This window comes from Streptomyces sp. NPDC046977 (assembly GCF_040644455.1).
Classification (GTDB): Bacteria; Actinomycetota; Actinomycetes; order Streptomycetales; family Streptomycetaceae; genus Actinacidiphila.
This window is the reverse complement of the sequence record NZ_JBEYWO010000008.1, coordinates 248942-273174: the sequence shown is the minus strand read 5'-3', so window position 1 is coordinate 273174 and position 24233 is coordinate 248942. Positions and strand designations below refer to the sequence as shown.

Genomic DNA, 24233 nt, shown 5'->3' with positions numbered 1-24233 from the left:
GTCGTGTCCCGGTCGTACGCCCGCCGTACGCCCCCCCGTCCGCTCAGAGGGCGCTCAAATCCGGATAACGATCACGTCACCGCGGGCGGCCGCATTCCCGTTCGGCGCACCTTTTGTCCGCCTCTCCCTGAGACGTATGACACATTTGCGCTGCGTGCCCGACGCCCGCCCCGTGATACGAATCCTCGACCACCGGCCGCGACGCCACCCCAAGTCGCGGTCGGTCGCGTGGCCGGTCGACCCCGGCGTGCACCTCCAGCCATCCGGGGGGATCGGAGCCCTGCCGAGCCGTACACGGCCGGCCGGGCATGGAGAAAGGCACAGCAGACATGACCTCGACGCAGGTCGAGCACGAATCCGGCAGCGGGGCCGAGGGAACCGCGACAGCGGAGGGCTACAAGCGGGCACTGAACGCCCGCCAGGTCCAGATGATCGCCATCGGCGGCGCCATCGGCACCGGCCTCTTCTACGGCTCCAGCACCGGCATCGCGAAGATCGGCCCCAGCCTCATCGCCTGCTACGCCGCCGCCGGCGTGGTGATCTTCTTCATCATGCGGGCCCTCGGTGAACTCCTCACCTACCGCCCCACCTCCGGCAGCTTCGCCGACTACGCCCGCGAGTTCTTCGGGCCCTTCACCGGCTTCGCCACCGGCTGGTCGTACTGGGCGCTGTGGGTCACCGCGTGCATGTCCGAGGTCACGGCCGCCGGCGCGTACATCAACTTCTGGTGGCCGGCGATCCCGGTCTGGTCCACCGCCGCCGTCGCGCTCGTGGTGCTCTTCGTCGCGAACCTGGTCTCCGTCAAGGTCTTCGGCGAGCTGGAGTTCTGGTTCTCCTGCATCAAGGTCACCGCCATCATCGCCATGATCGTCATCGGCGTCGGCGTGCTCACCTTCGGCTTCTCCTCCGCCGGTGACACCGCCTCCGTCACCCACCTGTGGGCCGACGGCGGCTTCGCGCCCCACGGCGCCTGGCAGGCCATGCTCGCCATGCAGGGCGTCATCTTCGCCTACCTCGGCGTCGAACTCGTCGGCATCACCGCGGGCGAGGCCGAGAACCCCAAGCAGACCCTGCGCAAGGCGATCAACACCCTCCCGGTGCGCATCGGCATCTTCTACGTCGGCGCGCTGATCGTCCTGCTGTCGGTCTTCTCCTGGACCAAGTACACCCCAGGCGTCAGCCCGTTCGTGCAGGTCTTCGCCCAGGTCGGCATCCCGGGAGCGGCCGGGATCATGAACTTCGTGGTCCTCACCGCAGCCCTGTCCTCGTGCAACTCCGGCATCTACTCCACCGGCCGCATGCTGCGCGGCCTGGCCGTCAACGGCGAGGCACCCCGTCCCATGGGCAACCTCAGCGGCCGGAGCCTGCCGCTGCCCGCACTCGTCGGATCCACCCTGGTCATGGGCATCGGCGTGATCGTCAACGTCGTCTCGCCCGGCAAGGCCTTCCTGTACATCACCTCGGTCGCCACCTGCGCCGGACTGTGGACCTGGACCATGATCCTCGCCGCCCACCTGCGGTACCGGGCCCGGGTCCGCGCCGGGCTGCTGCCCGCCTCCGACTTCCGGATGCCGGGCGCCCCCGTCACCAACTGGCTCTCCATCGCGGCCCTGCTGCTCGTCGTCGTCCTCATGGCGATCGACCCCGACACCCGGCTCGGCCTGTACGTGTGGCTCGTGTGGTTCGCCGTGCTCGCCGTCGGCTACCAGGCCGCCAAGCGGCGCACCCCCACCGACCAGCCACTGGCCTTCGCCCAGAAGTAGCCCCGCCGGCCGGCCCCCGCGCCCGGTGTCCGGCAGTCGGTCTCCGTACTCCCGTACGGAGACCGACTGCATATCCTGACGACCATGCTGACCCTCACCCGTGCCCTCCACGACGCCCTCGTCGCCCACGCCCGTGCCGACCACCCCGACGAGGCGTGCGGCGTCGTCGCGGGACCGGCCGGCAGCGACCGGCCCGAGCGGCACATCCCCATGCTCAACGCCGCCCGCTCACCCACGTTCTACGAGTTCGACTCCGGTGACCTGCTCAGGCTCTACCGCGACATGGACGACCGCGACGAGGAACCGGTGGTCGTCTACCACTCGCACACCGCCACCGAGGCCTACCCCTCGCGCACCGACATCTCCTACGCCAATGAACCCGGCGCGCACTACGTGCTGGTCTCCACCGCCGACACCGACGACTCCGGGCCCTTCCAGTTCCGTTCCTTCCGCATCGTGGACGGCCAGGTCACCGAGGAACCCGTCGAGATCGTCGACTCCTACGCCTGAGACGGCCACGTCCGCATCATGGGACGACCACCTCTGACGGCCGGGGGGAATCGATACGATGACCCCATGGTTCTCCACGACGTGAGCGACAAAGCGCCGGGCACCCTGCTCGTGGCGCGGCTGTACGTCGACCTGTGCCGCCTCGCCGGCGCGGCATGTCCCCGCCCCTGACGCGCCGACCCCGCCCGCGCGCTCCGGGCCGCCCACCGGACCCCGTCCACCGGGCCGCGCACACCGGGACGCCGCACCGCCGCCCGCACCACACGAGCCCTTCCGACTGGAGCCCCGCATGGCCATCGAGGTCCGCATCCCGACCATCCTTCGCAGCTACACCGGCGGCGCCAAGGCCGTCGACGGCAGCGGCAGCACGATCGACGAGCTCCTCACCGACCTCGACACCCGCCACGCCGGCATCCGCGAGCGCATCGTCGACACCGCCGCCGGCGGCGACCTGCGGCGCTTTGTGAACGTCTACCTCAACGACGAGGACGTCCGCTTCCTCGACGGCATCTCCACCAAGCTCACCGACGGCGACAGCGTCACCATCCTCCCCGCCGTCGCGGGTGGAATGGCCTGATGCGGTACGACAGCCCGCTGGCAGCCGTCGGCAACACCCCGCTGGTACGGCTGCCGCGCCTGTCCCCGTCCGCCGAGGTCGGCGTCTGGGCCAAGCTGGAGGACCGCAACCCCACGGGCTCCGTCAAGGACCGCCCGGCCCTGCACATGATCGAGCAGGCCGAACGCTCCGGACGCCTCACCCCCGGCTGCACCATCCTGGAACCCACCTCCGGCAACACCGGCATCTCGCTGGCCATGGCCGCCAAGCTCAAGGGCTACCGCATGGTCTGCGTCATGCCCGAGAACACCTCCTCCGAGCGCCGCGAACTGCTCACCATGTGGGGCGCCGAGATCATCCCCTCCCCGGCCGCCGGCGGCTCCAACACCGCCGTACGCGTCGCCAAGGAACTGGCCGCCGAGCACCCCGACTGGGTGATGCTCTACCAGTACGGCAACCCCGACAACGCCGGCGCCCACTACGCGACCACCGGCCCCGAGATCCTCGCCGACCTCCCCTCCGTCACCCACTTCGTCGCCGGTCTCGGCACCACCGGCACCCTCATGGGCGTCGGCCGCTACCTGCGCGAGAAGGTCCCCGGCGTGCAGATCGTCGCCGCCGAGCCGCGCTACGACGACCTCGTCTACGGACTGCGCAACCTCGACGAGGGATTCATCCCCGAGCTCTACGACGAGTCCGTCCTCACCACCCGCTTCTCCGTCGGCTCCGCCGACGCCGTCGCCCGCACCCGCGAACTGCTCCAGCAGGAGGGCATCTTCGCCGGGGTCTCCACCGGCGCCGCCCTGCACGCCGCCCTCGGCGTCGCCCGCAAGGCCGAACGCGCGGGCGAGCGCGCCGACATCGTGTTCGTCGTCGCCGACGGCGGATGGAAGTACCTGTCGACCGGCATCTACACCGCCGAGTCCACCGAGGCGGCCGTCGCCGCCCTGCACGGCCAGCTCTGGGCCTGAACCCCGCGCACCCCCCAGCGGCGCCCCCGTCCCGGCGAAGTTCCGGCGACGAGGGCGCCGTACTGGTGATTCCGCCCACAACGGGGCTCCGCAGAGGAGCACGGGCAGCCCGGGCGCCTTACGCTCAAGCACATGGCGGGTCGCACCCGCCCTCCCCCCATTCCCGTACGGAATGGGGCATCGTGGCGCGCCAACGCAAGACCCCCGGAACAATCCACGGAGGTTTCTGCACATGAAGCTCACCGTCGTCGGCTGCTCGGGGTCGTTTCCGTCCGCGGACTCGGCCTGCTCCAGCTACCTCGTCGAGGCCGACGGCTTCCGGTTGCTGCTCGACATGGGCAATGGCGCCCTGGGCGAGCTGCAACGCCACTGCGGTCTCTACGACCTCGACGCCGTCCTGCTCAGCCATCTGCACGCCGACCACTGCATCGACATGCTCGGCTACTTCGTCGCACGCTACTACCGCCACGAGGGCGGCCCCGCCCACGCCATCCCCGTCTACGGGCCGGAAGGCACCGAGCGCCGCCTCGCGAGCGCCTACGGGGACGTACCCGACGAGAAGTGCATGAGCGAGGTCTTCGACTTCCGCACCCTGGAACCCGGTGCGTTCCGGCTCGGCCCCTTCACCGTCACCGCGGACACGGTCAGCCACCCCGTCGAGGCCTACGGCTTCCGCATCGAGCACGCCGGCCGCACCCTCACCTACTCCGGTGACACCGGCCGCAGCGACGCCCTGGCGACCCTGACCGAGGGCACCGACCTCTTCCTGTGCGAGGCCTCCTTCACGCACGGCAAGGAGGACATCCCCGGCCTGCACCTCAACGGCCGCGAAGCCGGCGAGTACGCCGACCGCGCCGGCGCCGGACGCCTCGTCCTCACCCACATCCCGCCGTGGACCGACCCCCAGGTCAACCTCGACGACGCCCGCGCGGTCTACGACGGCCCGGTCGAACTGGCGAAGGCGGGCGCGGTCTACGAGATCTGACGCCGCCGGCCCGCCACGGCACGCGCGAGGCCCCCGGAACCCAGCGGGTTCCGGGGGCCTCCTGCGTACGTCCGCGCGGTCGCGTCGCTAGGCCTTGGTGAGGTCCTCGATCTCCTCCTCGGGCTCACGGCCCGGGGTGGGGAGATTGAACTTCACGATCGCGAAGCGGAAGAGCACGTAGTAGATCACCGAGAAGCACAGGCCGATCGGGATGATCAGCCATGGCTTGGTCGCCAGGTTCCAGTTCAGGATGTAGTCGATCGCGCCCGCCGAGAACGTGAAGCCCGCGTGGACGCCGAGCGCCCAGGTGACCGCCATCGACACCGCGGTCAGCACCGCGTGGATGGCGTAGAGCAGCGGCGCGATGAACATGAAGGAGAACTCGATCGGCTCCGTGACACCCGTGACGAAGGAGGTCAGGGCGAGCGAGAGCATCATGCCGAGCACGGCCTTGCGGCGCTCGGGCCGGGCCGTGTGGGCCATGGCCAGGGCCGCGGCCGGGAGGCCGAACATCATGATCGGGAAGAAGCCCGACATGAACTGTCCGGCGCTGCCGTCACCGGCGAAGAACCGGGTGAGGTCGCCGTGCACGACGGTGCCCGCGGAGTTGGTGAAGTCACCGAGCTGGAACCAGGCCACCGAGTTCACGAACTGGTGCATGCCGATCGGCAGCAGACCGCGGTTGATCAGGCCGAAGAGCGCCGCGCCGACCGAGCCGAGCCCGGTCATCCACTCGCCGAAGTTGCTGATGGCGTCGCCGATGGGCTCCCAGACCAGGCCGAAGAAGACACCGACCAGGGTGCCGACGAAGGCCATGATGATCGGCACGAGCCGGCGGCCGTTGAAGAAGCCGAGCCAGTCCACCAGCCGTGTGCGGTGGAAGCGCTGCCACAGGACGGCGGAGAGCAGACCCATCACGATGCCGCCGAGCACACCCGGGTTGTTGTACGTGGCGGCGATGTCGGCGCCCGCCTGGACCTTCGCCTCGGTGACCGGGAAGGCCTTCAGGACGTTGTTGTAGACCAGGAAGCCCACGAGAGCCGCGAGCGCGGTCGAGCCGTCGGCCTTCTTGGCGAAGCCGATGGCCACGCCTATGCAGAACAGCATCGGGAGGTTGTCGAAGACGGCACCGCCCGCGGTCGCGAAGACGGAGGCCACCTTGTCCCAGCCGAGGCCGTCGGCCCCGAAGACATCGGGCTGCCCCAGGCGGAGCAGGATGCCCGCCGCCGGCAGGACCGCGATCGGCAGCTGGAGGCTGCGGCCGATCTTCTGCAGGCCCTGGAAAAGGCCGGAGCCCCGCTTCTTCGCCGCGGGAGCCGCCGTCGGGGTGGCGGTCGTCATGGAGTTCCTCCTGGTCTGAACCACTCAGTGGTGTAGACCAGTCTTAACATGCACTTGACGCGCAGAGGAACGTTTGGCTCTGTGTGGTCTAGACCACATTTCGGAGCGTGGTCCCTCCGCTACGCCTTGAGGTTGTCCCGCGCCATCTCCTCCGCGACCTCCACCGGCTCCCGCCCCGGCGTCGCCAGGTCGAACCGCGTGATCACCAGCCGGAACAGCCCGTAGTAGACCGCCGCGAACACCAGCCCGACCGGGACGATCAGCCACGGCTTCGTCGCCAGCGACCAGTTCACGACGTAGTCGATGAGACCCGCCGAGAAACTGAAACCGTCGTGCACCCCCAGCGCCCAGGTGACCGCCATCGACACCCCCGTCAGCACCGCGTGGATCGCGTACAGCGCCGGCGCGACGAACAAGAAGGAGTACTCCACCGGCTCCGTGATCCCCGTGACCAGCGAGGTCAGCCCCACCGACAGCATCAGCCCGCCCACCTCCTTGCGGCGCTCCGGGCGGGCGCAGTGCGTGATGGCCAGCGCCGCGGCGGGCAGCGCGAACATCATGACGGGGAAGAAGCCCGACATGAACTGCCCCGCCGTCGGGTCGCCCGCCAGGAACCGGTTGATGTCCCCGTGCGCCACCTGGCCGTCCGGCTTCGTGAAGTCGCCGAACTGGAACCACACGAACACGTTCAGGAACGTGTGCAGACCCACCGTGAGCAGCGCCCGGTTCGCCACCCCGAAGATGCCCGCGCCCCACGACCCCAGATCGCTCAGCCACTGGCTGAAGCTCGTCAGGCCACTGCCGACCGGCGGCCACACCCACAGCGACAGCGCCGCGAAGGCGATCGCCACGAAGGACATGATGATGGGCACCAGGCGCCGCCCGTTGAAGAAGCCCAGCCAGTCCACCAGCCGCGTGCGGTGGTAGCGCTGCCAGAAGAAGGCGGTCAGCAGCCCGATCACGATCCCGCCGAACACCCCCGGATCCTGGTACGCGGCGGGAATCGCCGCCGACGGCGTGCCCGGCGGGACGCAGGCACCGCTGATCGCGCTCGCCTGCGTGAACACCGTGCCGGGCGGGCACTCCTGCGGGAACTGGTGCAGCACCCCGTAATAGACAAGAAAACCCACGACCGCCGCCAGCGCCGTCGAACCGTCCGCCTTCTTCGCCATGCCGATCGCGACACCCACCGCGAACAGCAGAGGCAGCCCCAGCGAGCCGTCCAGCAGCGCGCCGCCCGCGCCGCTGAACACCCTCGCCACGTTGTCCCAGCCGAGCCCCTCGGAGCCGAACACGTCCGGCTGCCCCAGCCGGTTCAGGATGCCCGCCGCCGGCAGTGCCGCGATGGGCAGTTGCAGACTGCGCCCCATCTTCTGCAGCCCCTGGAAGAGCGTGCCCGTCCACCTGCGGCCGGGGCGCGGACCTGCGGCGGCGTCCGAGCTCATGGTCACTACCTCCTGGCGGGTAATGTGGTGTAGACCAGTTGCGGCGCGGCTGTGTCAGAGATGCATCCCCGCAAATGCGGTCCACACCTGCACTACCGTGTGAAATCGGACCGAACGGCCGAGACAACCAGGAGCTACAGATGGCCAGCAAGGCAGAGAAGATCGTCGCCGGGCTCGGAGGACTCGACAACATCGAGGAGATCGAGGGCTGCATCACCCGACTCCGCACCGAGGTCGCCGACCCCTCCCTCGTCGACGAGGCCGCGCTCAAGGCCGCCGGCGCCCACGGCGTCGTCAAGATGGGCAACGCCATCCAGGTCGTCATCGGCACCGACGCCGACCCCCTCGCCGCCGAGATCGAGGACATGCTCTGACCCCGGCCCCCCACAACTGATCACCCGCAAGGGGCCCGTTCCGCAACCGGCACGGGCCCGCGGCGCACATACGACTAGGCTCGTCGCCATGTCTCGTATCGACGGCCGCACACCCGACCAGCTCCGCCCCGTCACCATCCAGCGCGGGTGGAGCAAGCACGCCGAAGGATCCGTACTCGTCTCCTTCGGCGACACCAAGGTCCTCTGCACCGCCTCCGTCACCGAAGGGGTGCCCCGCTGGCGCAAAGGCAGCGGCGAAGGCTGGGTGACCGCCGAGTACTCCATGCTCCCGCGCGCCACCAACACCCGCGGCGACCGCGAATCCGTACGCGGCAAGATCGGCGGACGCACCCACGAGATCTCCCGCCTCATCGGCCGCTCCCTGCGCGCCGTCATCGACCACAGGGCCTTCGGCGAGAACACCGTCGTCCTCGACTGCGACGTCCTCCAGGCCGACGGCGGCACCCGCACCGCCGCCATCACCGGCGCCTACGTCGCCCTCGCCGACGCCGTCACCTGGATGCACGGCCGCAAACTCCTGCGCGCCAAGGCCCAGCCCCTGAACGGCACCGTCAGCGCCGTCAGCGTCGGCATCATCGACGGCGTCCCCATGCTCGACCTCTGCTACGAGGAAGACGTCCGCGCCGAGACCGACATGAACGTCGTCTGCACCGGCGACGGCCGCTTCGTCGAGGTCCAAGGCACCGCGGAAGGCCAGCCCTTCGACCGCAAGGAACTGGGCTCCCTGCTCGACCTGGCCGTCGGCGGCTGCGCCGAACTCGACGCCCTGCAGCGCGCCGCACTGGAAGAGCTCGAACAGATCACCAAGAACTGACCAAGAACAGGTCTGCGGAACGCAACCCGGGCGGCGGTGCGGTGCGTGTGTACTGACATGCACTCACGCACCCGCCGCCGCCTCGCCGCACTCGCCGCCGCCACCGCCTTCGGTGCCGTCGCCCTCACCGGCTGCGGCGCCGCCGACGCCATCGACGCCGTCGACAAGGCCCTCGACTGCGCCACCGTCGCCGCCCAGGTCGCCGGCGACGTCCAGAACCTCCAGAACGCGGTGAGCAACGCGGGCAACGACCCGCAAGGTGCCGCCACCGCACTCGACCAGATCTCCGACCACCTCGGCGCCCTCGGCGACAAGACCGACAACGCCGACGTCACCAAGGCCGTCGACGACCTCCGCAAAGCCGTCGACAACGCCCGCACCGCCGCCGACGCCGGCCGGACCCCCGACATCACCCCCGTCGCCGACGCGGCCGCCGGACTCACCAAGATCTGCGCCCCCGCCTGACCACAAGTCCGCGAGCCGGACGGTCCACCGGGATACGCGATAATCCACGGCATGCCGCACACCCGCCTGGTCCTCGCCACCCGCAACGCCCACAAGGTCGCCGAGCTCCACGCCATCCTGGCCGACGCCGGACTCGGCGTGGAACTCGTCGGCGCCGACGCCTACCCCGAGATCCCCGACGTCAAGGAAACCGGCGTCACCTTCGCCGAGAACGCCCTCCTCAAGGCCCACGCCCTCGCCCAGGCCACCGGCCTGCCCGCCGTCGCCGACGACTCCGGCCTCTGCGTCGACGTCCTCGGCGGCGCCCCCGGCATCTTCTCCGCCCGCTGGGCCGGCAAGCACGGCGACGACCGCGCCAACCTCGCCCTCCTCCTCGCCCAGCTCTCCGACATCGACACCCCCCACCGCGCCGCCCACTTCATGTGCGCCGCCGCCCTCGCCCTCCCCGACGGCACCGAACACGTCGTCGAGGGCCGCCTCCTGGGCACGCTGCGCTTCACCCCCGAGGGCACGGGCGGCTTCGGCTACGACCCGATCCTCCAGCCGCTGGGCGAGTCCCGCACCTGCGCCGAACTCACCCCGGAGGAGAAGAACGCCATCAGCCACCGCGGCCAGGCCTTCCGGGGCCTGGTGCCGGTGGTGCGGGAACTGGTGGGGTGAGTCCACAAGACGGTGGCCTGTGAACCCAATCCTTGGATTCACAGGCCGTAAGGGGTGCGGCGGAAGGGATTCGAACCCTCAAGCCCGATCAAGGGCCACAGATCCTAAGTCTGCTGCGTCGCCTGCTGCGCCACCGCCGCTAGCCGCCACCCATGGTAACGGGTGGCGGCTGAGCAGATCCATGCGGTTTAACGGCGGGTGGCGCGCATCCCTCCCCGGCACCATGTGTCCGTCACGGCGTGGCAGTTCGGGCAGAGCAGGCGCAGATTCTCCGGGCTGTCGTCCAGCCGGTCGCCGTTGATGTGGTCGACTTCCAGAGTCATCGTTCTGCCGTGCCAGATCTCGCCGACACCGCATTGCGCGCACCGGGCGGGAACGCCTGTTTCGGCGAGAGCTCTGCGGAGGAGTACGGCCGCGGTGCGGTAGCCGCTGGTGCGGGCGACCAGAATGTCGGCCGCCGATTTGCGGTTCCTGGTCCCGTGCTTGTTCCCGTGGGCCTGACCGAGGAAATGGCCGGTGTCCAGGCTGTCTTCAGCCAGCCATGAGCGGAGCAGAGCGCGGGTTCGAGCGCCGTCGGATCTGCCGATGCGGCGGAGCGTCTCGGCCACGGAAGCGGAGTGTGCAACGGCTTCCCGGAGTTCCGCCGGCGTGGGCCGCGGCCGTTTGCGGCCGCGAGCGGAAGGGTTCCGGAAGTGGGAGATGTCGATTCCGAAGTCGGCGAATCGCTTTTCGAGGTAGCGGTGCAGCTTCGCGTAGGGGGTCCTGCCGAGGAAATCCACGGCCTCCTCCATGGAGCCGCATTGTGCCGCCGCCTGCGCAAGCAATTCGCGTGTGTACGGGGCGCCGGAGTTCACCGGGCCCCGTTCCGGGCGCGCAGCTTGCCCCGCCCTCGATAGGTGTCCGTCGTCGAGTGACAGTTGGGGCACAGGAGACGGAGGTTGGGCAGGCGGTTGTCGCGCCAGTCACCGTTGCGGTGATCGACCTCCAGAGGCAGTGGAAGGTCGCACCACTCAGGTCCGGTGCCGCAGAGCGCGCAGCGCTCGATCACGCCCTTGGCCAGCATCGCTCGCTTGAGCCGATCGCTCTGCATGCGGCGGGCGGTGCTCGGGTCCTGCTCGACCAGGACGCCGTCGGGGGAACGGTGGCGCGATCCGTGGGGCGTAATGAAGAAGTGCGACGTGTCGATGCCGAATGCGCGGATCCGCCCGCTGATGTGCGTGTGCTGACCGCCCACGACATCGACTCCCAAGTGGCGCAGCACCTCCGTCATGTTCGTGCAAGAGGCGACAGCGGACGCAAGGATTTCCCGCGTCCAACGGCCCCCTTCCCGTTCGAGGTGCGAGGTGTCCACACCCAACTTCCTCATTCTGAACCTGATGTATTTGCGGGTCGGGCTCTTCGGGTCCAGGCCGAGTTTGCCCATGGCTTCCGACAGCGTTCGTGAGGACGCCACCGCGTCGGCCAGGAGTTCACGGGTCCAGTGAGTTGTGGGCACTTCCACCCCCATGCGATCTGGTGTTGCACTTTCGCACGGAATAACGACCCGTTCGTACGACGGTTACGCCGTCCGGGCATATGCCGAAGGGCGCCCGGCGCACACCGCGCCGGGCGCCCTTCGGGGAGGGCCGGGAGGCCTAGGCGTCCTTGAGGACCTGGCGCTGGCGGCCGAGGCCGTCGATCTCGAGCTCGACGACGTCGCCCGCCCGGAGGTACGGCTTGGGCTCGGGGCGGCCGAGGGCGACGCCGGCCGGGGTGCCGGTGTTGATGACGTCGCCGGGGTAGAGGGTCATGAACTGGCTGAGGTAGCGGACCACTTCGGCGACCGGGAAGATCTGGTCGGCCGTGGTGCCGTCCTGCTTGAGGTCGCCGTTGACCCACAGCCGCAAGGCCAGGGCCTGCGGGTCGGGGACGTCGTCGGCGGTGACGAGCCAGGGGCCGAGGGGGTTGAAGGTCTCGCAGTTCTTGCCCTTGTCCCACTGGCCGCCGCGCTCGATCTGGAAGGCGCGTTCGGAGACGTCGTGGGCGACGGTGTAGCCGGCGACGGCGGCCAGGGCCTCCTCGTGGGAGGCGGCGTAGCGCAGTTCGCGGCCGATGACGACGGCGAGTTCGACCTCCCAGTCGGTCTTGAGGCTGCCGCGGGGGACGAGGACGGTGTCGTCGGGGCCGACGACGGTGTCGGGGGCCTTCATGAAGAGGATCGGCTCGTCGGGGATGGCGGCGCCGGTCTCGGTGGCGTGGTCGTGGTAGTTGAGGCCGATGCAGACGATCTTGCCGATGCCGGCGAGCGGGGGGCCGGTGCGCAGGTCGTCGGTGTCGAGGGCGGGCAGGGTGCCGGCTTCGGCGGCCTCGCGGATGCGGTCGAGGGCGGCGGGGTCGGCGAGGAGGGTGCCGTCGATGTCGGGGGTGAGGGCGGACAGGTCGCGCAGGACGCCGTCCTGGTCGAGAAGGGCCGGGCGTTCGGCTCCGGCGGGGCCGACTCGCAGCAGCTTCACGAGACTCTCCGGTGGGTCGGGGGAAGGCGGATGGTTCATTTCCGATGGGGACGGTCATCGGAGGTCTTGGGTGATCCTCCAGCGCAGGGGGTGTCGCCCGCAACCCCTTCCCATGGTGCGGACGGCGGTGCGGTTCGGCGATGCGGCGTGCGAGGGGGTGGGACGAGGCCTGCGAGGACGGCGAAGGCCGGGCCGTGCCGCCGCCTCCGCCGCGGCCGTCATACGCCCGCCAAGGGCCGCGAAGGATGGGGTGGCGAATCCCTCCGCGGTTCTCGTCGCGCCGGGCGCGGCGGTGGGTCGGCACGACGGGACGGGCGGGCGCAGCGCCGCGGTGCGGGCTCTTCGTCCCGCCGTTCGCCGGAGGTCTCGCGGAGTTCCGCGGCGGAGGGCCAGGGTCCGGGGATTCCTCCGATGTATGGTCGTCGCTATCCCGCGAGGACCCGTGACACTGTGTAGATGGCCAGGCCCGCGAGTGCGCCGACGACGGTGCCGTTGATGCGGATGAACTGCAGGTCGCGGCCGACGTTGGCCTCGATTTTGCGGGTGGTCTGCTCGGGGTCCCAGCCGGCGATGGTGTCGGTGATGAGGGCGGTGATCTCGTCGCGGTAGGTGGTGACGACGTAGGTGGCGGCGTCCTCCAGCCAGCCGTCGATCTTGGCGGTGAGCCGGGGGTCCTCGGTCATGCGGGCGCCCAGCGACAGCAGGGAGGCGCGGGCGCGCATGCGCAGTTCGCTGCGCTCGTCCTCGGCCGCGGCGACGATCATGCCGCGCACCGAGCCCCACGCGGACTCGATGAGGTCCTGCACCTCGTGGCGTTCGATGAGGTCCTTCTTCAGCCGTTCCACGCGCCTGCGGGTGTCGGGGTCGGACTGGAGCTCGGTGGCGAAGTCGGCGAGGAAGGTGTCGAGGGCGCCTCGTGCCGGGTGTTCGGGCATGTCGCGCATCTCGGCGGTGAAGCGCACCAGTTCCTTGTAGATCCGTTCGCCGACCTTGCGGTCGACGAAGCGCGGGGTCCAGCCGGGCGCTCCGCCCTGGACGGCGTTCATGACGGAGTCGCCGTGCTCGGTGAGCCAGTCGTGGGCGCGTACGCAGACCAGGTCGACCATCCGGCGGTGGCCGCCGTCGGCGACGATCCGTTCCAGCATCTTCCCTATGCCGGGGGCGATCTCCTGGGCGTCGGCGCGGCGGGTGATGGCTTCGCCGACGACGGCCTGGACGTCGGAGTCGCGCAGTACGGTCAGGGCGCCGCGCAGGGCGGCCGCGCCCTGTTCGGTGACGCGTTCGGCGTGTTCGGGGTCCTCGAGCCAGGTGCCGAGGCGGTGGGCGATGCCGACCTTGCGCAGCCGGGTGCGGACGACGGTCTCGGACAGGAAGTTCTCGCCGACGAAGTCGCCGAGGGTGCGGCCGAGGGCGTCCTTCTTGGTGGGGATGATGGCGGTGTGCGGGATGGGCAGGCCGAGCGGCCTGCGGAAGAGGGCGGTCACGGCGAACCAGTCGGCGAGCGCGCCGACCATGCCGGCTTCGGCGGCGGCGGCGACGTAGCCGCTCCAGGCGCCGGCGCCGGCCGACTCGGCCCATTTGGCGAGGCCGTACACGACGGTGGCGGCCAGCAGCAGGCCGGTGGCGATCACCTTCATACGGCGGACGCCGCGCCGCCTGCCTTCGTCGGCGGGGCTGTAGGAGAACGCCGGAGTCGCGTTCTGGCCCGTTCCGGTCACCGGAGTCCTCTCCATCCGTTGTCCTTGTTTCCCCTCGCGTCTTGCGTACGCCGCTCTCAACCGTTGGAACGAACAACGGGTTCCCGCCGTCCGGCATCCTCCATGGGATCATGAGTGGGCGCGGATCGCGCCGGTTTCCGGTACGCCTCTGTGCAGGAGTTGAGGACCGCGTGGCCGGAACGACCGGTTGTGTCCTGCTCGCCGGACTCGCTGTCCGTCGGCCGTGCGGACGCCTCGGCCCGTACGGGCGTGCGGCTGCGGCCGGCGGTGAGCGGGTACCCCGGATGGTCGATCCGCAACGTGGTGCTCACCGGCGTCGGAGGCGGTCGGGGGCACCGAGGCCGTGCGGCGGCGGGGCGGCGCGGTGATCGACTTCGACAAGGCGCCGCGTGACCCGTACCGTCCGACGAGGATGCCGCCGGCTGCGATTCCGGTGGTCATCCGCACCCCGGCGACGCGGGCTGCCGCCGCCACGAAGGTGTGACGGGAGGGGGCCCGGGCGGGGTGCGCACGTACTTCACGAGCAATTCAAAGGACGGCGATGACGGATCACGCGGGCGGTCTGCCCGGTTACGCCGAGCGTTTCACCGAGCCCGAGGGCTATCTGGACTTCGCCCGCTACGGGCCGCCCTCGCGTGATGTGCTGGGGGCGACGGCGGCGGCGCTGGCCGAGTCCGCGGAGGCCGATCACACCACCGTCAACGAGCTGATGCGGGCGGAGCCGCGGGCGCGGGCGGCGGCGGGCCGGCTGGCGGGTACGGACGCGGCGCATGTGGCGCTGCTGCCCAATGCCTCCACAGGGTTGTTCCACGCGGCGTTCGGTCTGGCGGGGGGCGCGGTCCTGGTGCCCGCGGCGGACTTCCCGGCGAACCACTATCCGTGGCGGCGCAGTGCGGCTCTGGGCCGTGCGGTGCCGCGCTGGCTGGACGCGGCGCCGACCGCGGACGCGGTGCGGGCGGCCCTGACCGACGAGGTGGTGGCGGTCTCGGTCAGCGCGGTGGACTTCCGTACCGGCTACCGCGCCGATCTGGCGGCGCTGCGCGAGGTGATCGGCGACCGGCTGCTGATCGTCGACGCAATGCAGGCGTTCGGTGTGGCGGAGCTGCCCTGGCAGGCGGCGGACGTCGTGGTCGCGGGCGGCCAGAAGTGGCTGCGGGCGAGCTGGGCGACGGGGTTCGCCGCGTTGTCGGACCGGGCCCTGGAGCGGCTGGAGCCGACGCTCTCGGGCTGGACGGGGGTGACGGACGTCGCGGTCTTCGACGACGCGGAGCATCCGCCGGCGCCCGACGCGCTGCGCTGGAGCATCACCAATCTGAGTCCGGTGACGGCGGCGGCCTTCGCGGTGGCGCTGGAGCTGGTGGAGTCGTCGGGGGTCGCCGCGATCGAGGCGCATGTGGCGCGGCGGGTGGACGAGCTGATCGAGGTGGTGCGCGCGGCGGGCGGCGAGGTGCTGTCGCCGGTGGCGCGGGAGGAGCGGGCGGGCATCGTGTCGTTCGCGGTGCCCGGCACCGATCCGGAGCGGATCGCGAAGGCCCTGCACGAGCAGGGGGTCACGCCGTCGGTGCGGACGGACTCGGTGCGGTTGTCGGCGCACGCGTCGACCACGTCGGGCGCGGTGGAGCGGGTGCGGGCGGCGCTGGGTTCGCTGCGCTGATCCTCCTGGGCTGCCGCTGGGCGGTTGCCGGCGGCGTCACACGGGGGCGCCGCCGGTGGCGTACATGCGGGCGATGACGTCCTCGATGGCGGGTTCGCGCACCGACAGGTCGACGACGCCGTGCCGGGCGGCGAGTTCGGCGACGAGGGGGGCCGCGCTGGCGGTGGCGGGGAAGGCGATCCACTGGCGGGGGCCGTCGACGCGGGCGCAGCGGGCGCCGGGGAGTTCCACGGGCGGCAGTTCGTGGGCGAAGTCGACGACGAGGGTGCGTTCGCTCTCGCCGATGGCGTGCAGTCCGGCGAGGCCGCCGTCGTACATCAGGCGTCCATGGTCGATGACCATGACGCGGCGGCACAACTGCTCGATGTCGGTGAGGTCGTGGGTGGTGAGCAGGACGGTGGTGCCCTGCTCGGTGTTGACGTCGCGGAGGAACGCGCGGACCTTGGCCTTGCTGACGACGTCGAGGCCGATGGTGGGTTCGTCGAGGTAGAGCACTTCGGGGTCGTGCAGCAGGGCGGCCGCGATGTCGCCGCGCATGCGCTGGCCGAGGGAGAGCTGCCGGACCGGTACGTCCAGCAGCGGGGCGAGGTCGAGCAGTTCGACGCAGCGGCCGAGGTTGCGGCGGTAGCGCGGTGCCTCGATGCGGTACATGCGGCGGACCAGTTCGTAGGAGTCGCGCAGGGGCAGGTCCCACCACAAGGTGGTGCGCTGGCCGAAGACGACGCCGATGCGGCGGGCGAGGCGGGCGCGTTCGCGGGAGGGGTCGATGCCTGCGACGCGCAGCCGGCCGGCGCTGGGGGTGAGGATGCCGGTGAGCATTTTGATGGTGGTGGACTTCCCGGCGCCGTTGGGGCCGATGTAGCCGATCATCTCGCCGGCGGGGACGCTGAAGGTGAGGCCGTCGACGGCGCGCACCTGGCGGCGTTCGCGGCGCAGCAGGCCGGTCTTGCGGCGGACGTCGAAGACCTTCTCGACCTGGTCGAGTTCGATGACGGGGGTGGTCATGGCGGCATCAGCTCCCGGTGCTCCGGTACGAACGCAGGGCGGTCCGCCACAGGGCGCCGGCGAGCGCGCAGCACGCGGCGGCGACCAGGGGCGGGGCGAAGTCGGCCCAGCCGGGCAGGCCGAGGGGGTCCTGGCGGCCGAGGATACGCAGGGCGGGCAGCCAGTTGACGAAGGCGAGCGGCACGACGAAGGTGACGCCGCGCACGAGGTCCTTGGCGAAGACGGAGGGCGGGTACTGCAGCACGGTGTTGCCGCCGTAGGTGAAGGCGTTCTGCACCTCGGAGGCGTCGCCGGCCCAGAACTGGAAGGCGGCGCCCGCGATGAAGACCGCGGCGAAGATGGCGGCGCCGCTGAGCACGCTGACGGGCAGCAGGACGATCGTCAGCGGGGTCCACGCGATGTCGAGCCGGGCCAGCGCCCAGCCGAGCACGAGCAGCCCCTGGACGACGCGGCCGATGCGGCGCAGCGCGAACCGGTCGGCGGCGACCTGGGCCAGGACGGGCACGGGCCGTACCAGCAAGGTGTCCAGCGTGCCGTCGCGGATGCGGCTGCCGAGCCGTTCCATGCTGCCCATGGCCAGGTCGGCCAGGCCGAGGGAGGTGCCGGCGGTGCCGTAGAGCAGGGCGATTTCGGGGAGGCTCCAGCCGCCGAGGCTGTCCACTTGCGAGAACATCAGCAGGATGACGACGAAGTCCAGTGCGGTGGCGGCGAAGTTGCCGAGGGCGGTCATCACGAAGGACGCCCGGTAGGCCATGGTGGAGCGGATCCACATCCCCACGACGAGTCCGTAGGTGCGCAGTGCCTCAGCCACCTTGGACCACCACCTTGCGGGTCGCCGCGGCCTGAAGGAGCCGGCCGGCGCCGAGCAGGGCGACCGCCCAGCCCGCCTGGAAGGCCAGGCTGCCGGCGAGTGCCGTGCCGGTGCTGCGGCCGAGCAGGATGTCGGCGGGGACCTGGAGGAGCGAGGAGAACGGCAGGGCGCGGGCGACGGCGCCCAGGGCCGCGGGGAAGGCGTTCAGCGGCAGCAGCATGCCGGAGAAGAACATCGTGGCGAGCGCGGCGACGGTGACCACGCCGCTGCCGTCGAGCAGCCAGAAGGCGCTGAGGACCACCAGGTAGCGCAGGGCGAAGCTGACGACGGCCCCGAGGAGCACCGACAGCAGGAAGAACGCCCAGGTGAGGGGTGAGGCGGGCAGGGCGAGGCGGAAGGCGAGGGCGCCGCAGGCCATCGGTACCACGCCGCGGGCGAGCAACTGGTGGGCGGCCCGGCCGAGGTCGGCGGCGAGCCACCAGGCCTGGAGGTCGGCGGGGCGGGACAGGTCGACGGCGACGTCGCCGCTGCGGATGCGGTCGATGAGTTCGTCCTGGAAGCCGCCGCCCAGCAGTGCGCAGGCGGCGATGAGTGCCTGGCCGGTCCAGACGTACGTCAACGCCATGGACTGGTCGTAACCCCCGAGGTGGGGTCGTTCGTCCCAGAGGGCGATGTAGGTGTAGGCGATGACGAAGCCGTAGACCGTGTTGGTGAAGATCCCGGCCACGGTCGCCGTCCGGTAGGTGGCGTGGCGGCGGAAGCCGCTCGCCGCCACGGCGGCGTACAGGCGCATCCTGCTCCCGACCCTCCCGTCGTGCTGTTCGTGCCGCGCCCAGGTGCCGTGCTGACCGTGTTGACCGTGCGGTCCGGGGCGGGCGCAAGCGCACGACGCTACCGGCCGCCGTCACGCGCTGCCACGGCTTTTTCACTCCGTGGTGGGGTCCCCGGCGTGCTCCAGAGCTGTCACAGCCCTGTCACGGACGCGCGCCATTGCACCGTTTTGTCCCGAAGGTGCGTGAGTGTCCGCCGGGTCGTACGGCACGATTGACCCAAGATGTTCCGCCGCGGCACAACCCTCGGCGGCCGCGGAGGAGTCAGTACAGACATGAGCAGCAGCAACGCTTCCCCCGGCGGCGGGGGAACCGCGCCGTCCGGAAAGAAGCCGAAGCGCACCGGATTCCGCAGACTGATCCCGGGCTGGAAGACGGTGGTCGGCACCTTCCTGCTGGTCGTGCTGGCCTGCGCCGGGGCCTTCGTCATCGGGTACCAGCTGGTGGAGATCCCCAAGGCCAACGCGGGGGCGGTCGCCCAGAGCAACGTCTATCTCTACTCCGACGGCAGCCAGCTGGCGCGCGACGGCCAGGTCAACCGGGAGAACGTCGACCTCGGCCAGATCGCCAGAACCGCCCAGTACGCCACGCTCGCCGCGGAGGACCGCAACTTCTACAACGAGTCCGCGGTCAGCCCCAAGGCGATGATCCGGGCGGCCTGGAACACGGTCACCGGCAAGGGCAAGCAGTCCGGTTCGACCATCACCCAGCAGTATGTGAAGAACTACTACCTGAACCAGGATCAGACGGCGATCCGCAAGGCCAAGGAGTTCTTCATCGCGATCAAGCTCGATCGTGAGAAGAGCAAGAGCGAGATCCTCCAGGGCTACCTCAACACCAGCTACTACGGCCGCAACGCCTACGGCATCCAGGCCGCCGCCCAGGCCTACTTCGGCAAGGACGCCGACCAACTCGGCACCGCCGAGGGCGCCTACCTCGCCACGTTGCTCAACGCCCCCAGCGAGTACGACGTGATCGCCCACCCGGAGAACCGGACGCAGGCGCAGGCCCGCTGGAACTACGTCCTGGACGGCATGGTCAAGGAGGGCTGGCTGAGCGGGACCGAGCGCGCCTCGCTGACGTTCCCGACCCCGCTGAAGGCCAAGCCCGCCACCAGCCTGTCCGGTCAGCGCGGCTACCTGGTCGAGGCGGTCAAGGACTACCTGGCCTCCGCGCACATCCTCGACGAGGAGACGCTGCGCTCCGGCGGCTACCGCATCACCACGAGCATCGACCGCAAGAAGGAGGACGCCTTCGTCAAGGCGGCCGAGGAGCAGCTCCTGGACAAGCTGGACCCCAAGGCGCACAAGACCGACCAGTACGTGCGGGCCGGCGGTGCCTCGATCGACCCGGCGACGGGCAAGGTCGTCGCCATGTACGGCGGCATCGACTACACCAAGCAGTTCGTCAACAACGCGACGCGCCGCGACTACCAGGTCGGCTCCACCTTCAAGCCGTTCATCTTCGCCTCGGCGGTCCAGAACGACTCGACCACGCAGGGCGGCCGGCGCATCACGCCGTACACGACGTACGACGGCACCAACAAGCGCGAGGTCGTCGGCCGCAACGGCCGTACCGGCTACGCCCCGGCCAACGAGGACGACGTCTCCTACGGGCCGATCACCGTCACCCGCGCCATGGACAAGTCCGTCAACGCCGTCTACGCCCAGATGGCGCAGGACGTCGGCGCGGACGACGTCAACAGCACGGTGCGGGCGCTCGGTGTCCCCGAGCAGGTCAAGCTGGTCAGCACCCCGGCGATGGCGCTCGGCACCATGGAGGCCAGCCCGCTGGACATGGCCCAGGCCTACGCGACCCTCGCCAACCACGGCCGGTACGTCCCGTACACGATGGTGGTGAAGGTCACGAAGAACGGCGAGGACCTGCGGCTGCCCGAGCGGACGCCGCGGCAGGCGGTCAGCCGCGAGGCGGCCGACACCACGACGTCGATCCTGCGCTCGGTGGTGCAGGGCGGCACCGCCACCGCCGCCCAGGCCTCCGGCCGCCCCGCCGCGGGCAAGACGGGCACGGCGGAGGAGGACAAGGCCGCCTGGTTCGCCGGGTACACCCCGAACCTGGCCACCGTGGTCGCCGTGATGGGGCAGGACTCGCAGACCGGCGCCCAGAAGCAGCTGTACGGCACCACCGGCCTGGACCGGGTCAACGGCGGCGGCTTCCCGACGGAGATCTGGGCGCAGTACACCGCGGGCGCGCTGAAGGGCACCCCGGTGGAGGGCTTCCACCTGCGGCTGGAGCCCGGTGCCTCGGAGCCCCCGGCCACCTCGGCCCCGCCGGCCAGCTCCGCGCCGCCGTCCTCCTCGGCGCCACCGCAGTCGCCGTCCGAGCCGCCGGCCACGACCAGCGAGCCGCCGACCTCGTCGGAGCCGCCGCAGTCGCCGTCCGAGCCGCCTGCCAGCAGTTCCCCGCCGCCGAGCGAGGGCGGCCCCGGAGGCGCCGAGCTGCCGATCGGCGGCCCGGTCGGGGGCGACGACGGAGGCGGCGGGGGCGGCTTCCAGTAGCTCAGTGACCGGAGGTCGCCTTCAGCCCGACGACGGCCACCAGCAGCAGGCAGACGAAGAAGATCCGGGCGGCGGTCGCCGGCTCACCGAGCACCACGATGCCGAGCACCGCCGCCCCGGCCGCGCCGATCCCGACCCACACCCCGTAGGCGGTGCCGATCGGCAGCGTCCTCGCCGCGTACGACAGCAGCAGCATGCTGGCGACGATGCCGAACCCGGTGCCCAGGCTCGGCCACAGCCGGGTGAAACCGTCGGTGTACTTCATGCCGACCGACCAGCCGACCTCCAGCAGGCCGGCCAGACACAGCAGGACCCATGCCACGACGAGCACCTCCGTGATCATTGAAGAATCAGGCGGTGCGTCGTCTTTGCATGGGCCCTGGTACGGCGCGTCTCGTCAGGGGGATGAGAGCGACGATAGCAAATCAGAGGTAAAGACCGGTGGAGTCCTCCGAGCCCTGGAGCCGCTCGGCGGCCACCGCGTGCAGGTCCCGCTCCCGCATCAGCACGTAGGCCGTGCCCCGCACCTCGACCTCGGCGCGGTCGTCCGGGTCGAAGAGCACCCGGTCCCCGACCTCCACGGTGCGCACGTTCTGGCCGACCGCGACCACCTCGGCCCAGGCCAGCCGCTTCCCGACGGCCGCCGTGGCGGGGATCAGGATGCCGCCGCCGGAGCGGCGCTCCCCCTCGGGGGTGTCGGAACGGACCAGCACGCGGTCGTGCAGCATGCGGATCGGAAGCTTGTCATGCGATGGCGAACTCACAGGTACGACGTTACCGGCGTCGTCTGCGCAGCGAGAGGCCGGCCACCACGGTGACCAGTGCCACGGCCGCCACCGCGACCGGCACGATGCGCTCCACCCGCGGGGCGCCCTCCTCGGTGACGAAGTGCCCCCGGATCTCCGTCACACCCCGGTTGACCGCCACGTACGCCCGTCCGGCGGTGCGGTCCACGGCCGACGCGACCTTCGCCTTCGTGTCGGCGGCGATCGTCGCCGGGTGCACCCGCACGGCGATCTCGTCCAGGGTGGCGGCCAGCTCCCGCCGCTTCAGGGCGATGTCCGCCTCGATCTGAGCCGGGCTCCTGCCATCCGACACCGTGCAGCCTCCATCGTTGTCTCGACCGGTACCGTGCAGACAGTCTGTCAGTCCGCTCGTGCCGGCGCCCGTCGGCACCCCGAACCGGAGAACTGCACCCATGAGCGAGCGCCTCCAGCCCGGCGACACCGCACCCTCCTTCACCCTGCCCGACGCCGACGGCAACGAGGTCTCCCTCGCCGACCACGCCGGCCGCAAGGTCATCGTCTACTTCTACCCCGCCGCGCTCACCCCGGGATGCACCAAGCAGGCCTGTGACTTCACCGACAACCTCGACGTCCTCGCGGGCGCCGGCTACGACGTCATCGGCGTCTCGCCCGACAAGCCCGAGAAGCTCGCGAAGTTCCGCGAGAAGGAGTCCCTGAAGGTGACCCTGGTGGCCGACCCCGACAAGTCGGTCCTGACCGCGTACGGCGCCTTCGGCGAGAAGAAGCTGTACGGCAAGGTGGTGACCGGCGTGATCCGCTCGACGGTCGTCGTCGACGAGCACGGCAAGGTCGAGCACGCCTGGTACAACGTCAAGGCCACCGGGCACGTGGCCAAGCTCATCCGCGACCTGGGCGTCTGACGCCCCCTCGGGCCGGTGCGGCGCCACCGGCTCAGGCACGGGTGTGCGAGCCGGTCAGCGCCGCGTAGACCACGACGTTGGCCGAGTAGCTCTGGGTCGCGCGGTCGAAGGTGCCGCCGCAGGTGATCAGCCGCAGCTCGGGGCGGACGCCCGAGCCGTACACCCGCTCCGGGCGGAAGCCCTCCTTGGGGACGATCTCCACGCCCTCGACGGTGAACTCCGCGACCGAGCCGTCCGAGCGGTTGACCTCCACCAGGGTGCCCGGCGTGACGGTGCTGAGGTTGTAGAACACCGCGGCCCGGGTGCGGGTGTCCACATGGCCGACGACCAGCGCCGCGCCCGCGTCGCCGGGCGCCGGGCCCGCGCCGAACCAGCCCGCCACGCCGGGCGAGGTGAACGGCGGCGGGTCGACGGCCCCGTCGGCGGTGAGCCCGCGCACCACGAGCGGGGCGTCGATGCCGGCCGAGGGGATGCGGATGCCGAGCGGCCGCGCGTGGCGGAGCGGGGTGTGCGCGGCGTAGACCGGGGTGGGGCGCCCGTCCGCCCCGGGCGCGGACGTGGCGGTGACCCCCGGGGCGCCCATGGCGTCCCCGGGGGCCGGGTGGACGTAGCCCTTCAGCCACGCCGCGAAGAGCACGACCGCGGCCGTGGCGGCCGCGACGGTCCGTCCCTGCACCGCGCTCAGTCCCGGCTGCGGCGCCGGTGCATGACCAGGCCGGCCGCCCCCGCCACGGCCAGCACGCCCGCGGCCACGGTGCCCGGCACCCCGGCCGGCTGCGGGGCGGAGGCCGCGTGCCGTGCCACGCCGGCGGCCATGGCGCCGCCGCCCGCGGGCACCGGCGCGGACGGGAAGCCGCCGTCCCCGGTGCCCTCGCCGACCTCGATCTGGCCCTCGTGCGACTGGCCGTTGCACTCGATGGAGACCTTGTACGAGCCGGACGCCAGCCCGGAGCGCACCACCGCGGAGGCGTACATGCCGCCGTCCGACGCGGGGGCGAGCCGGACGGGGGCGACGAAGGCGGAGGAGTTGACCGTGCCCGACTGGGCGCGGTCGCACTCCTGGGTGCGGACGTCGACGTCGCCGCCGGGGCCGACGGAACCGGGGTTGACGGTCACACCGCCTCCGCCGACGACACCGCCGCCACCGCCACCGCGGCCGCCTTCACCGCCGCCGCCCCCGTCGCGGCCCTCGCCGCCGTCGCCGTCCCGTCCGCCGTTGTCGCGTCCGCCGTTGTTGTCCCGGCCGTTGTCGCGGCCACCGTTGTCGCGGCCGTTGTCGTCCCGATCACCGTTGTCCCGGCCGTTGTCGCGTCCGTTGTCGTCGCGGCTGCCGCGTCCGCCGTTGTCCCGCCCGTTGTCGTCCCGGTCACCGTTGTCCCGGCCGCCGTCCTGCCGGCCGAAGTCCTGGCGGTCGCCGCTCTGGGCTCCGCCGCCCCCGCCGGCCGCGCGCTCCCACAGCCGGCTGGTGGCGTCCCCGCTCCCGGCCGGGCCGTCGTCCGCGACGGCGACGGGACCGCAGACGGCGATCACCGCCACCGCCGCGGCGGCGCACAGGGGAATGCGGGTGGCGTCCCTGACAGAGCCCATGATGAAAACCTCCGCTCACCCGGGCTCACGTTGTCGGATCGGTCGG

General features: G+C 71.1%; 27 protein-coding genes, 1 tRNA gene and 1 riboswitch. Of the genes, 13 read left to right on the top strand and 15 right to left on the bottom strand.

The features are described from left to right. The first annotated feature begins 329 nt into the window (after nucleotides 1–329). The 6 genes from ABZ883_RS15440 (at nucleotide 330) to ABZ883_RS15415 (ending at nucleotide 4785) form a co-directional block, all read left to right on the top strand. On the top strand, nucleotides 330–1763 hold the full coding sequence (locus ABZ883_RS15440; RefSeq protein ID WP_360906121.1) for an amino acid permease: 1434 nt from the start codon (nucleotides 330–332) through the stop codon (nucleotides 1761–1763). Nucleotides 1764–1847: 84 nt separating this feature from the next. Beyond that, complete coding sequence (locus ABZ883_RS15435; protein WP_360906120.1) at nucleotides 1848–2273, top strand: M67 family metallopeptidase; 426 nt, start codon at nucleotides 1848–1850, stop codon at nucleotides 2271–2273. A 66-nt stretch (nucleotides 2274–2339) separates the two neighbouring features. Beyond that, nucleotides 2340–2444: a putative leader peptide gene (locus ABZ883_RS15430; protein ID WP_319664451.1), complete on the top strand. Its 105-nt coding sequence runs from the start codon at nucleotides 2340–2342 to the stop codon at nucleotides 2442–2444. 118 nt (nucleotides 2445–2562) lie between these two features. Then, the gene (locus ABZ883_RS15425) at nucleotides 2563–2850 is read left to right on the top strand and encodes a MoaD/ThiS family protein (RefSeq protein WP_360906119.1); all 288 of its coding nucleotides are present in this window, start codon (nucleotides 2563–2565) and stop codon (nucleotides 2848–2850) included. Then, nucleotides 2850–3800 carry a cysteine synthase gene (locus ABZ883_RS15420; protein ID WP_360906118.1) on the top strand — a complete coding sequence of 317 codons (951 nt, stop codon included), beginning with the start codon at nucleotides 2850–2852 and terminating at the stop codon, nucleotides 3798–3800. Before ABZ883_RS15425 ends, ABZ883_RS15420 begins: the two co-directional genes overlap by 1 nt. A 232-nt stretch (nucleotides 3801–4032) precedes the next feature. Beyond that, complete coding sequence (locus tag ABZ883_RS15415) at nucleotides 4033–4785, top strand: MBL fold metallo-hydrolase (protein ID WP_360906117.1); 753 nt, start codon at nucleotides 4033–4035, stop codon at nucleotides 4783–4785. 87 nt (nucleotides 4786–4872) lie between these two features. On the opposite strand, the gene ABZ883_RS15410 is transcribed toward ABZ883_RS15415, so the two are convergent. Beyond that, nucleotides 4873–6126: a PTS transporter subunit EIIC gene (locus tag ABZ883_RS15410; protein WP_360906116.1), complete on the bottom strand. Its 1254-nt coding sequence runs from the start codon at nucleotides 6124–6126 to the stop codon at nucleotides 4873–4875. A gap of 119 nt (nucleotides 6127–6245) precedes the next feature. After that, nucleotides 6246–7571: a PTS transporter subunit EIIC gene (locus tag ABZ883_RS15405; RefSeq protein WP_360906115.1), complete on the bottom strand. Its 1326-nt coding sequence runs from the start codon at nucleotides 7569–7571 to the stop codon at nucleotides 6246–6248. 140 nt (nucleotides 7572–7711) lie between these two features. Between ABZ883_RS15405 and ABZ883_RS15400 the strand changes: the two genes are divergently transcribed. The 4 genes from ABZ883_RS15400 to rdgB all read left to right on the top strand — a co-directional run bounded on the left by ABZ883_RS15400 (nucleotide 7712) and on the right by rdgB (nucleotide 9905). Further along, nucleotides 7712–7945 (top strand): PTS glucose/sucrose transporter subunit IIB, encoded by a 234-nt coding sequence (locus tag ABZ883_RS15400; RefSeq protein ID WP_360906114.1) that lies wholly within the window; start codon nucleotides 7712–7714, stop codon nucleotides 7943–7945. 88 nt (nucleotides 7946–8033) lie between these two features. Further along, a complete protein-coding gene (rph, locus tag ABZ883_RS15395) occupies nucleotides 8034–8780 on the top strand; it encodes a ribonuclease PH (protein WP_360906113.1) in 747 nt (248 codons plus the stop codon). Nucleotides 8781–8837: 57 nt separating this feature from the next. Beyond that, nucleotides 8838–9245: a hypothetical protein gene (locus ABZ883_RS15390; RefSeq protein WP_360906112.1), complete on the top strand. Its 408-nt coding sequence runs from the start codon at nucleotides 8838–8840 to the stop codon at nucleotides 9243–9245. A 51-nt stretch (nucleotides 9246–9296) separates the two neighbouring features. After that, the gene (gene rdgB / locus ABZ883_RS15385) at nucleotides 9297–9905 is read left to right on the top strand and encodes an RdgB/HAM1 family non-canonical purine NTP pyrophosphatase (RefSeq protein WP_360906111.1); all 609 of its coding nucleotides are present in this window, start codon (nucleotides 9297–9299) and stop codon (nucleotides 9903–9905) included. 55 nt (nucleotides 9906–9960) lie between these two features. Here the strand turns inward: rdgB and ABZ883_RS15380 are convergent. The 5 genes from ABZ883_RS15380 to ABZ883_RS15360 form a co-directional block, all read right to left on the bottom strand. Continuing rightward, nucleotides 9961–10045: transfer RNA gene (locus tag ABZ883_RS15380), tRNA-Leu, on the bottom strand. A gap of 48 nt (nucleotides 10046–10093) precedes the next feature. Next, entirely contained in the window at nucleotides 10094–10696 is a 603-nt protein-coding gene (locus ABZ883_RS15375; RefSeq protein WP_360906110.1) for an HNH endonuclease signature motif containing protein, read from the bottom strand. Between the two features lie 59 nt (nucleotides 10697–10755). After that, complete coding sequence (locus ABZ883_RS15370; RefSeq protein ID WP_360906109.1) at nucleotides 10756–11412, bottom strand: HNH endonuclease; 657 nt, start codon at nucleotides 11410–11412, stop codon at nucleotides 10756–10758. A gap of 127 nt (nucleotides 11413–11539) precedes the next feature. After that, entirely contained in the window at nucleotides 11540–12397 is an 858-nt protein-coding gene (locus ABZ883_RS15365) for a fumarylacetoacetate hydrolase family protein (protein WP_360906108.1), read from the bottom strand. Between the two features lie 425 nt (nucleotides 12398–12822). Continuing rightward, nucleotides 12823–14130 (bottom strand): DUF445 domain-containing protein, encoded by a 1308-nt coding sequence (locus ABZ883_RS15360; protein ID WP_360906107.1) that lies wholly within the window; start codon nucleotides 14128–14130, stop codon nucleotides 12823–12825. Between the two features lie 526 nt (nucleotides 14131–14656). Here ABZ883_RS15360 and ABZ883_RS15355 point away from each other — a divergent pair. Continuing rightward, the gene (locus ABZ883_RS15355) at nucleotides 14657–15769 is read left to right on the top strand and encodes an aminotransferase class V-fold PLP-dependent enzyme (protein ID WP_360906106.1); all 1113 of its coding nucleotides are present in this window, start codon (nucleotides 14657–14659) and stop codon (nucleotides 15767–15769) included. A 36-nt stretch (nucleotides 15770–15805) separates the two neighbouring features. On the opposite strand, the gene ABZ883_RS15350 is transcribed toward ABZ883_RS15355, so the two are convergent. From ABZ883_RS15350 to ABZ883_RS15340, 3 genes are read right to left on the bottom strand one after another with little or no spacing between them, the layout of a single operon-like run. Then, nucleotides 15806–16774, bottom strand: a complete 969-nt coding sequence (locus ABZ883_RS15350) for an ABC transporter ATP-binding protein (protein WP_360906105.1) — start codon at nucleotides 16772–16774, stop codon at nucleotides 15806–15808. Between the two features lie 7 nt (nucleotides 16775–16781). Beyond that, complete coding sequence (locus ABZ883_RS15345; RefSeq protein ID WP_360906104.1) at nucleotides 16782–17585, bottom strand: ABC transporter permease; 804 nt, start codon at nucleotides 17583–17585, stop codon at nucleotides 16782–16784. Beyond that, entirely contained in the window at nucleotides 17578–18378 is an 801-nt protein-coding gene (locus ABZ883_RS15340) for an ABC-2 family transporter protein (protein WP_360906103.1), read from the bottom strand. The genes ABZ883_RS15345 and ABZ883_RS15340 overlap by 8 nt, the downstream gene beginning before the upstream one ends. Before the next feature lie 312 nt (nucleotides 18379–18690). On the opposite strand from ABZ883_RS15340, the gene ABZ883_RS15335 reads away from it, so the two are divergent. Next, nucleotides 18691–20934, top strand: coding sequence for a transglycosylase domain-containing protein (locus ABZ883_RS15335; protein WP_360906102.1), 2244 nt, complete (start codon nucleotides 18691–18693; stop codon nucleotides 20932–20934). Nucleotide 20935: 1 nt separating this feature from the next. Here ABZ883_RS15335 and ABZ883_RS15330 read toward each other — a convergent pair whose 3' ends face one another. From ABZ883_RS15330 to ABZ883_RS15320, 3 genes are all read right to left on the bottom strand, one after another. Next, entirely contained in the window at nucleotides 20936–21256 is a 321-nt protein-coding gene (locus ABZ883_RS15330) for a multidrug efflux SMR transporter (RefSeq protein WP_360906164.1), read from the bottom strand. A gap of 34 nt (nucleotides 21257–21290) precedes the next feature. After that, nucleotides 21291–21352: riboswitch (guanidine-III (ykkC-III) riboswitch) on the bottom strand. A gap of 7 nt (nucleotides 21353–21359) precedes the next feature. Beyond that, a complete protein-coding gene (locus ABZ883_RS15325; protein WP_319664422.1) occupies nucleotides 21360–21698 on the bottom strand; it encodes a co-chaperone GroES in 339 nt (112 codons plus the stop codon). A gap of 10 nt (nucleotides 21699–21708) precedes the next feature. After that, nucleotides 21709–22032, bottom strand: a complete 324-nt coding sequence (locus tag ABZ883_RS15320; protein ID WP_360906101.1) for a DUF3618 domain-containing protein — start codon at nucleotides 22030–22032, stop codon at nucleotides 21709–21711. 100 nt (nucleotides 22033–22132) lie between these two features. Between ABZ883_RS15320 and bcp the strand changes: the two genes are divergently transcribed. Then, complete coding sequence (gene bcp, locus ABZ883_RS15315) at nucleotides 22133–22600, top strand: thioredoxin-dependent thiol peroxidase (protein ID WP_360906100.1); 468 nt, start codon at nucleotides 22133–22135, stop codon at nucleotides 22598–22600. A 31-nt stretch (nucleotides 22601–22631) separates the two neighbouring features. Here bcp and ABZ883_RS15310 read toward each other — a convergent pair whose 3' ends face one another. Next, nucleotides 22632–23276, bottom strand: coding sequence for a class F sortase (locus tag ABZ883_RS15310; protein ID WP_360906099.1), 645 nt, complete (start codon nucleotides 23274–23276; stop codon nucleotides 22632–22634). Nucleotides 23277–23281: 5 nt separating this feature from the next. Continuing rightward, nucleotides 23282–24187 carry a hypothetical protein gene (locus ABZ883_RS15305; RefSeq protein WP_360906098.1) on the bottom strand — a complete coding sequence of 302 codons (906 nt, stop codon included), beginning with the start codon at nucleotides 24185–24187 and terminating at the stop codon, nucleotides 23282–23284. Nucleotides 24188–24233: the final 46 nt, after the last annotated feature.

Bases quoted from the DNA above. Each gene is read 5' to 3' on its own strand.
- ABZ883_RS15440 (WP_360906121.1), top strand. From the start codon at position 330: ATGACCTCGACGCAGGTCGAGCACGAATCCGGCAGCGGGGCCGAGGGA.
- ABZ883_RS15435 (WP_360906120.1), top strand. From the start codon at position 1,848: ATGCTGACCCTCACCCGTGCCCTCCACGACGCCCTCGTCGCCCACGCC.
- ABZ883_RS15430 (WP_319664451.1), top strand. From the start codon at position 2,340: ATGGTTCTCCACGACGTGAGCGACAAAGCGCCGGGCACCCTGCTCGTG.
- ABZ883_RS15425 (WP_360906119.1), top strand. From the start codon at position 2,563: ATGGCCATCGAGGTCCGCATCCCGACCATCCTTCGCAGCTACACCGGC.
- ABZ883_RS15420 (WP_360906118.1), top strand. From the start codon at position 2,850: ATGCGGTACGACAGCCCGCTGGCAGCCGTCGGCAACACCCCGCTGGTA.
- ABZ883_RS15415 (WP_360906117.1), top strand. From the start codon at position 4,033: ATGAAGCTCACCGTCGTCGGCTGCTCGGGGTCGTTTCCGTCCGCGGAC.
- ABZ883_RS15410 (WP_360906116.1), bottom strand. From the start codon at position 6,126: ATGACGACCGCCACCCCGACGGCGGCTCCCGCGGCGAAGAAGCGGGGC.
- ABZ883_RS15405 (WP_360906115.1), bottom strand. From the start codon at position 7,571: ATGAGCTCGGACGCCGCCGCAGGTCCGCGCCCCGGCCGCAGGTGGACG.
- ABZ883_RS15400 (WP_360906114.1), top strand. From the start codon at position 7,712: ATGGCCAGCAAGGCAGAGAAGATCGTCGCCGGGCTCGGAGGACTCGAC.
- rph (WP_360906113.1), top strand. From the start codon at position 8,034: ATGTCTCGTATCGACGGCCGCACACCCGACCAGCTCCGCCCCGTCACC.
- ABZ883_RS15390 (WP_360906112.1), top strand. From the start codon at position 8,838: ATGCACTCACGCACCCGCCGCCGCCTCGCCGCACTCGCCGCCGCCACC.
- rdgB (WP_360906111.1), top strand. From the start codon at position 9,297: ATGCCGCACACCCGCCTGGTCCTCGCCACCCGCAACGCCCACAAGGTC.
- ABZ883_RS15375 (WP_360906110.1), bottom strand. From the start codon at position 10,696: ATGGAGGAGGCCGTGGATTTCCTCGGCAGGACCCCCTACGCGAAGCTG.
- ABZ883_RS15370 (WP_360906109.1), bottom strand. From the start codon at position 11,412: ATGGGGGTGGAAGTGCCCACAACTCACTGGACCCGTGAACTCCTGGCC.
- ABZ883_RS15360 (WP_360906107.1), bottom strand. From the start codon at position 14,130: ATGGAGAGGACTCCGGTGACCGGAACGGGCCAGAACGCGACTCCGGCG.
- ABZ883_RS15355 (WP_360906106.1), top strand. From the start codon at position 14,657: ATGACGGATCACGCGGGCGGTCTGCCCGGTTACGCCGAGCGTTTCACC.
- ABZ883_RS15350 (WP_360906105.1), bottom strand. From the start codon at position 16,774: ATGACCACCCCCGTCATCGAACTCGACCAGGTCGAGAAGGTCTTCGAC.
- ABZ883_RS15340 (WP_360906103.1), bottom strand. From the start codon at position 18,378: ATGCGCCTGTACGCCGCCGTGGCGGCGAGCGGCTTCCGCCGCCACGCC.
- ABZ883_RS15335 (WP_360906102.1), top strand. From the start codon at position 18,691: ATGAGCAGCAGCAACGCTTCCCCCGGCGGCGGGGGAACCGCGCCGTCC.
- bcp (WP_360906100.1), top strand. From the start codon at position 22,133: ATGAGCGAGCGCCTCCAGCCCGGCGACACCGCACCCTCCTTCACCCTG.
- ABZ883_RS15305 (WP_360906098.1), bottom strand. From the start codon at position 24,187: ATGGGCTCTGTCAGGGACGCCACCCGCATTCCCCTGTGCGCCGCCGCG.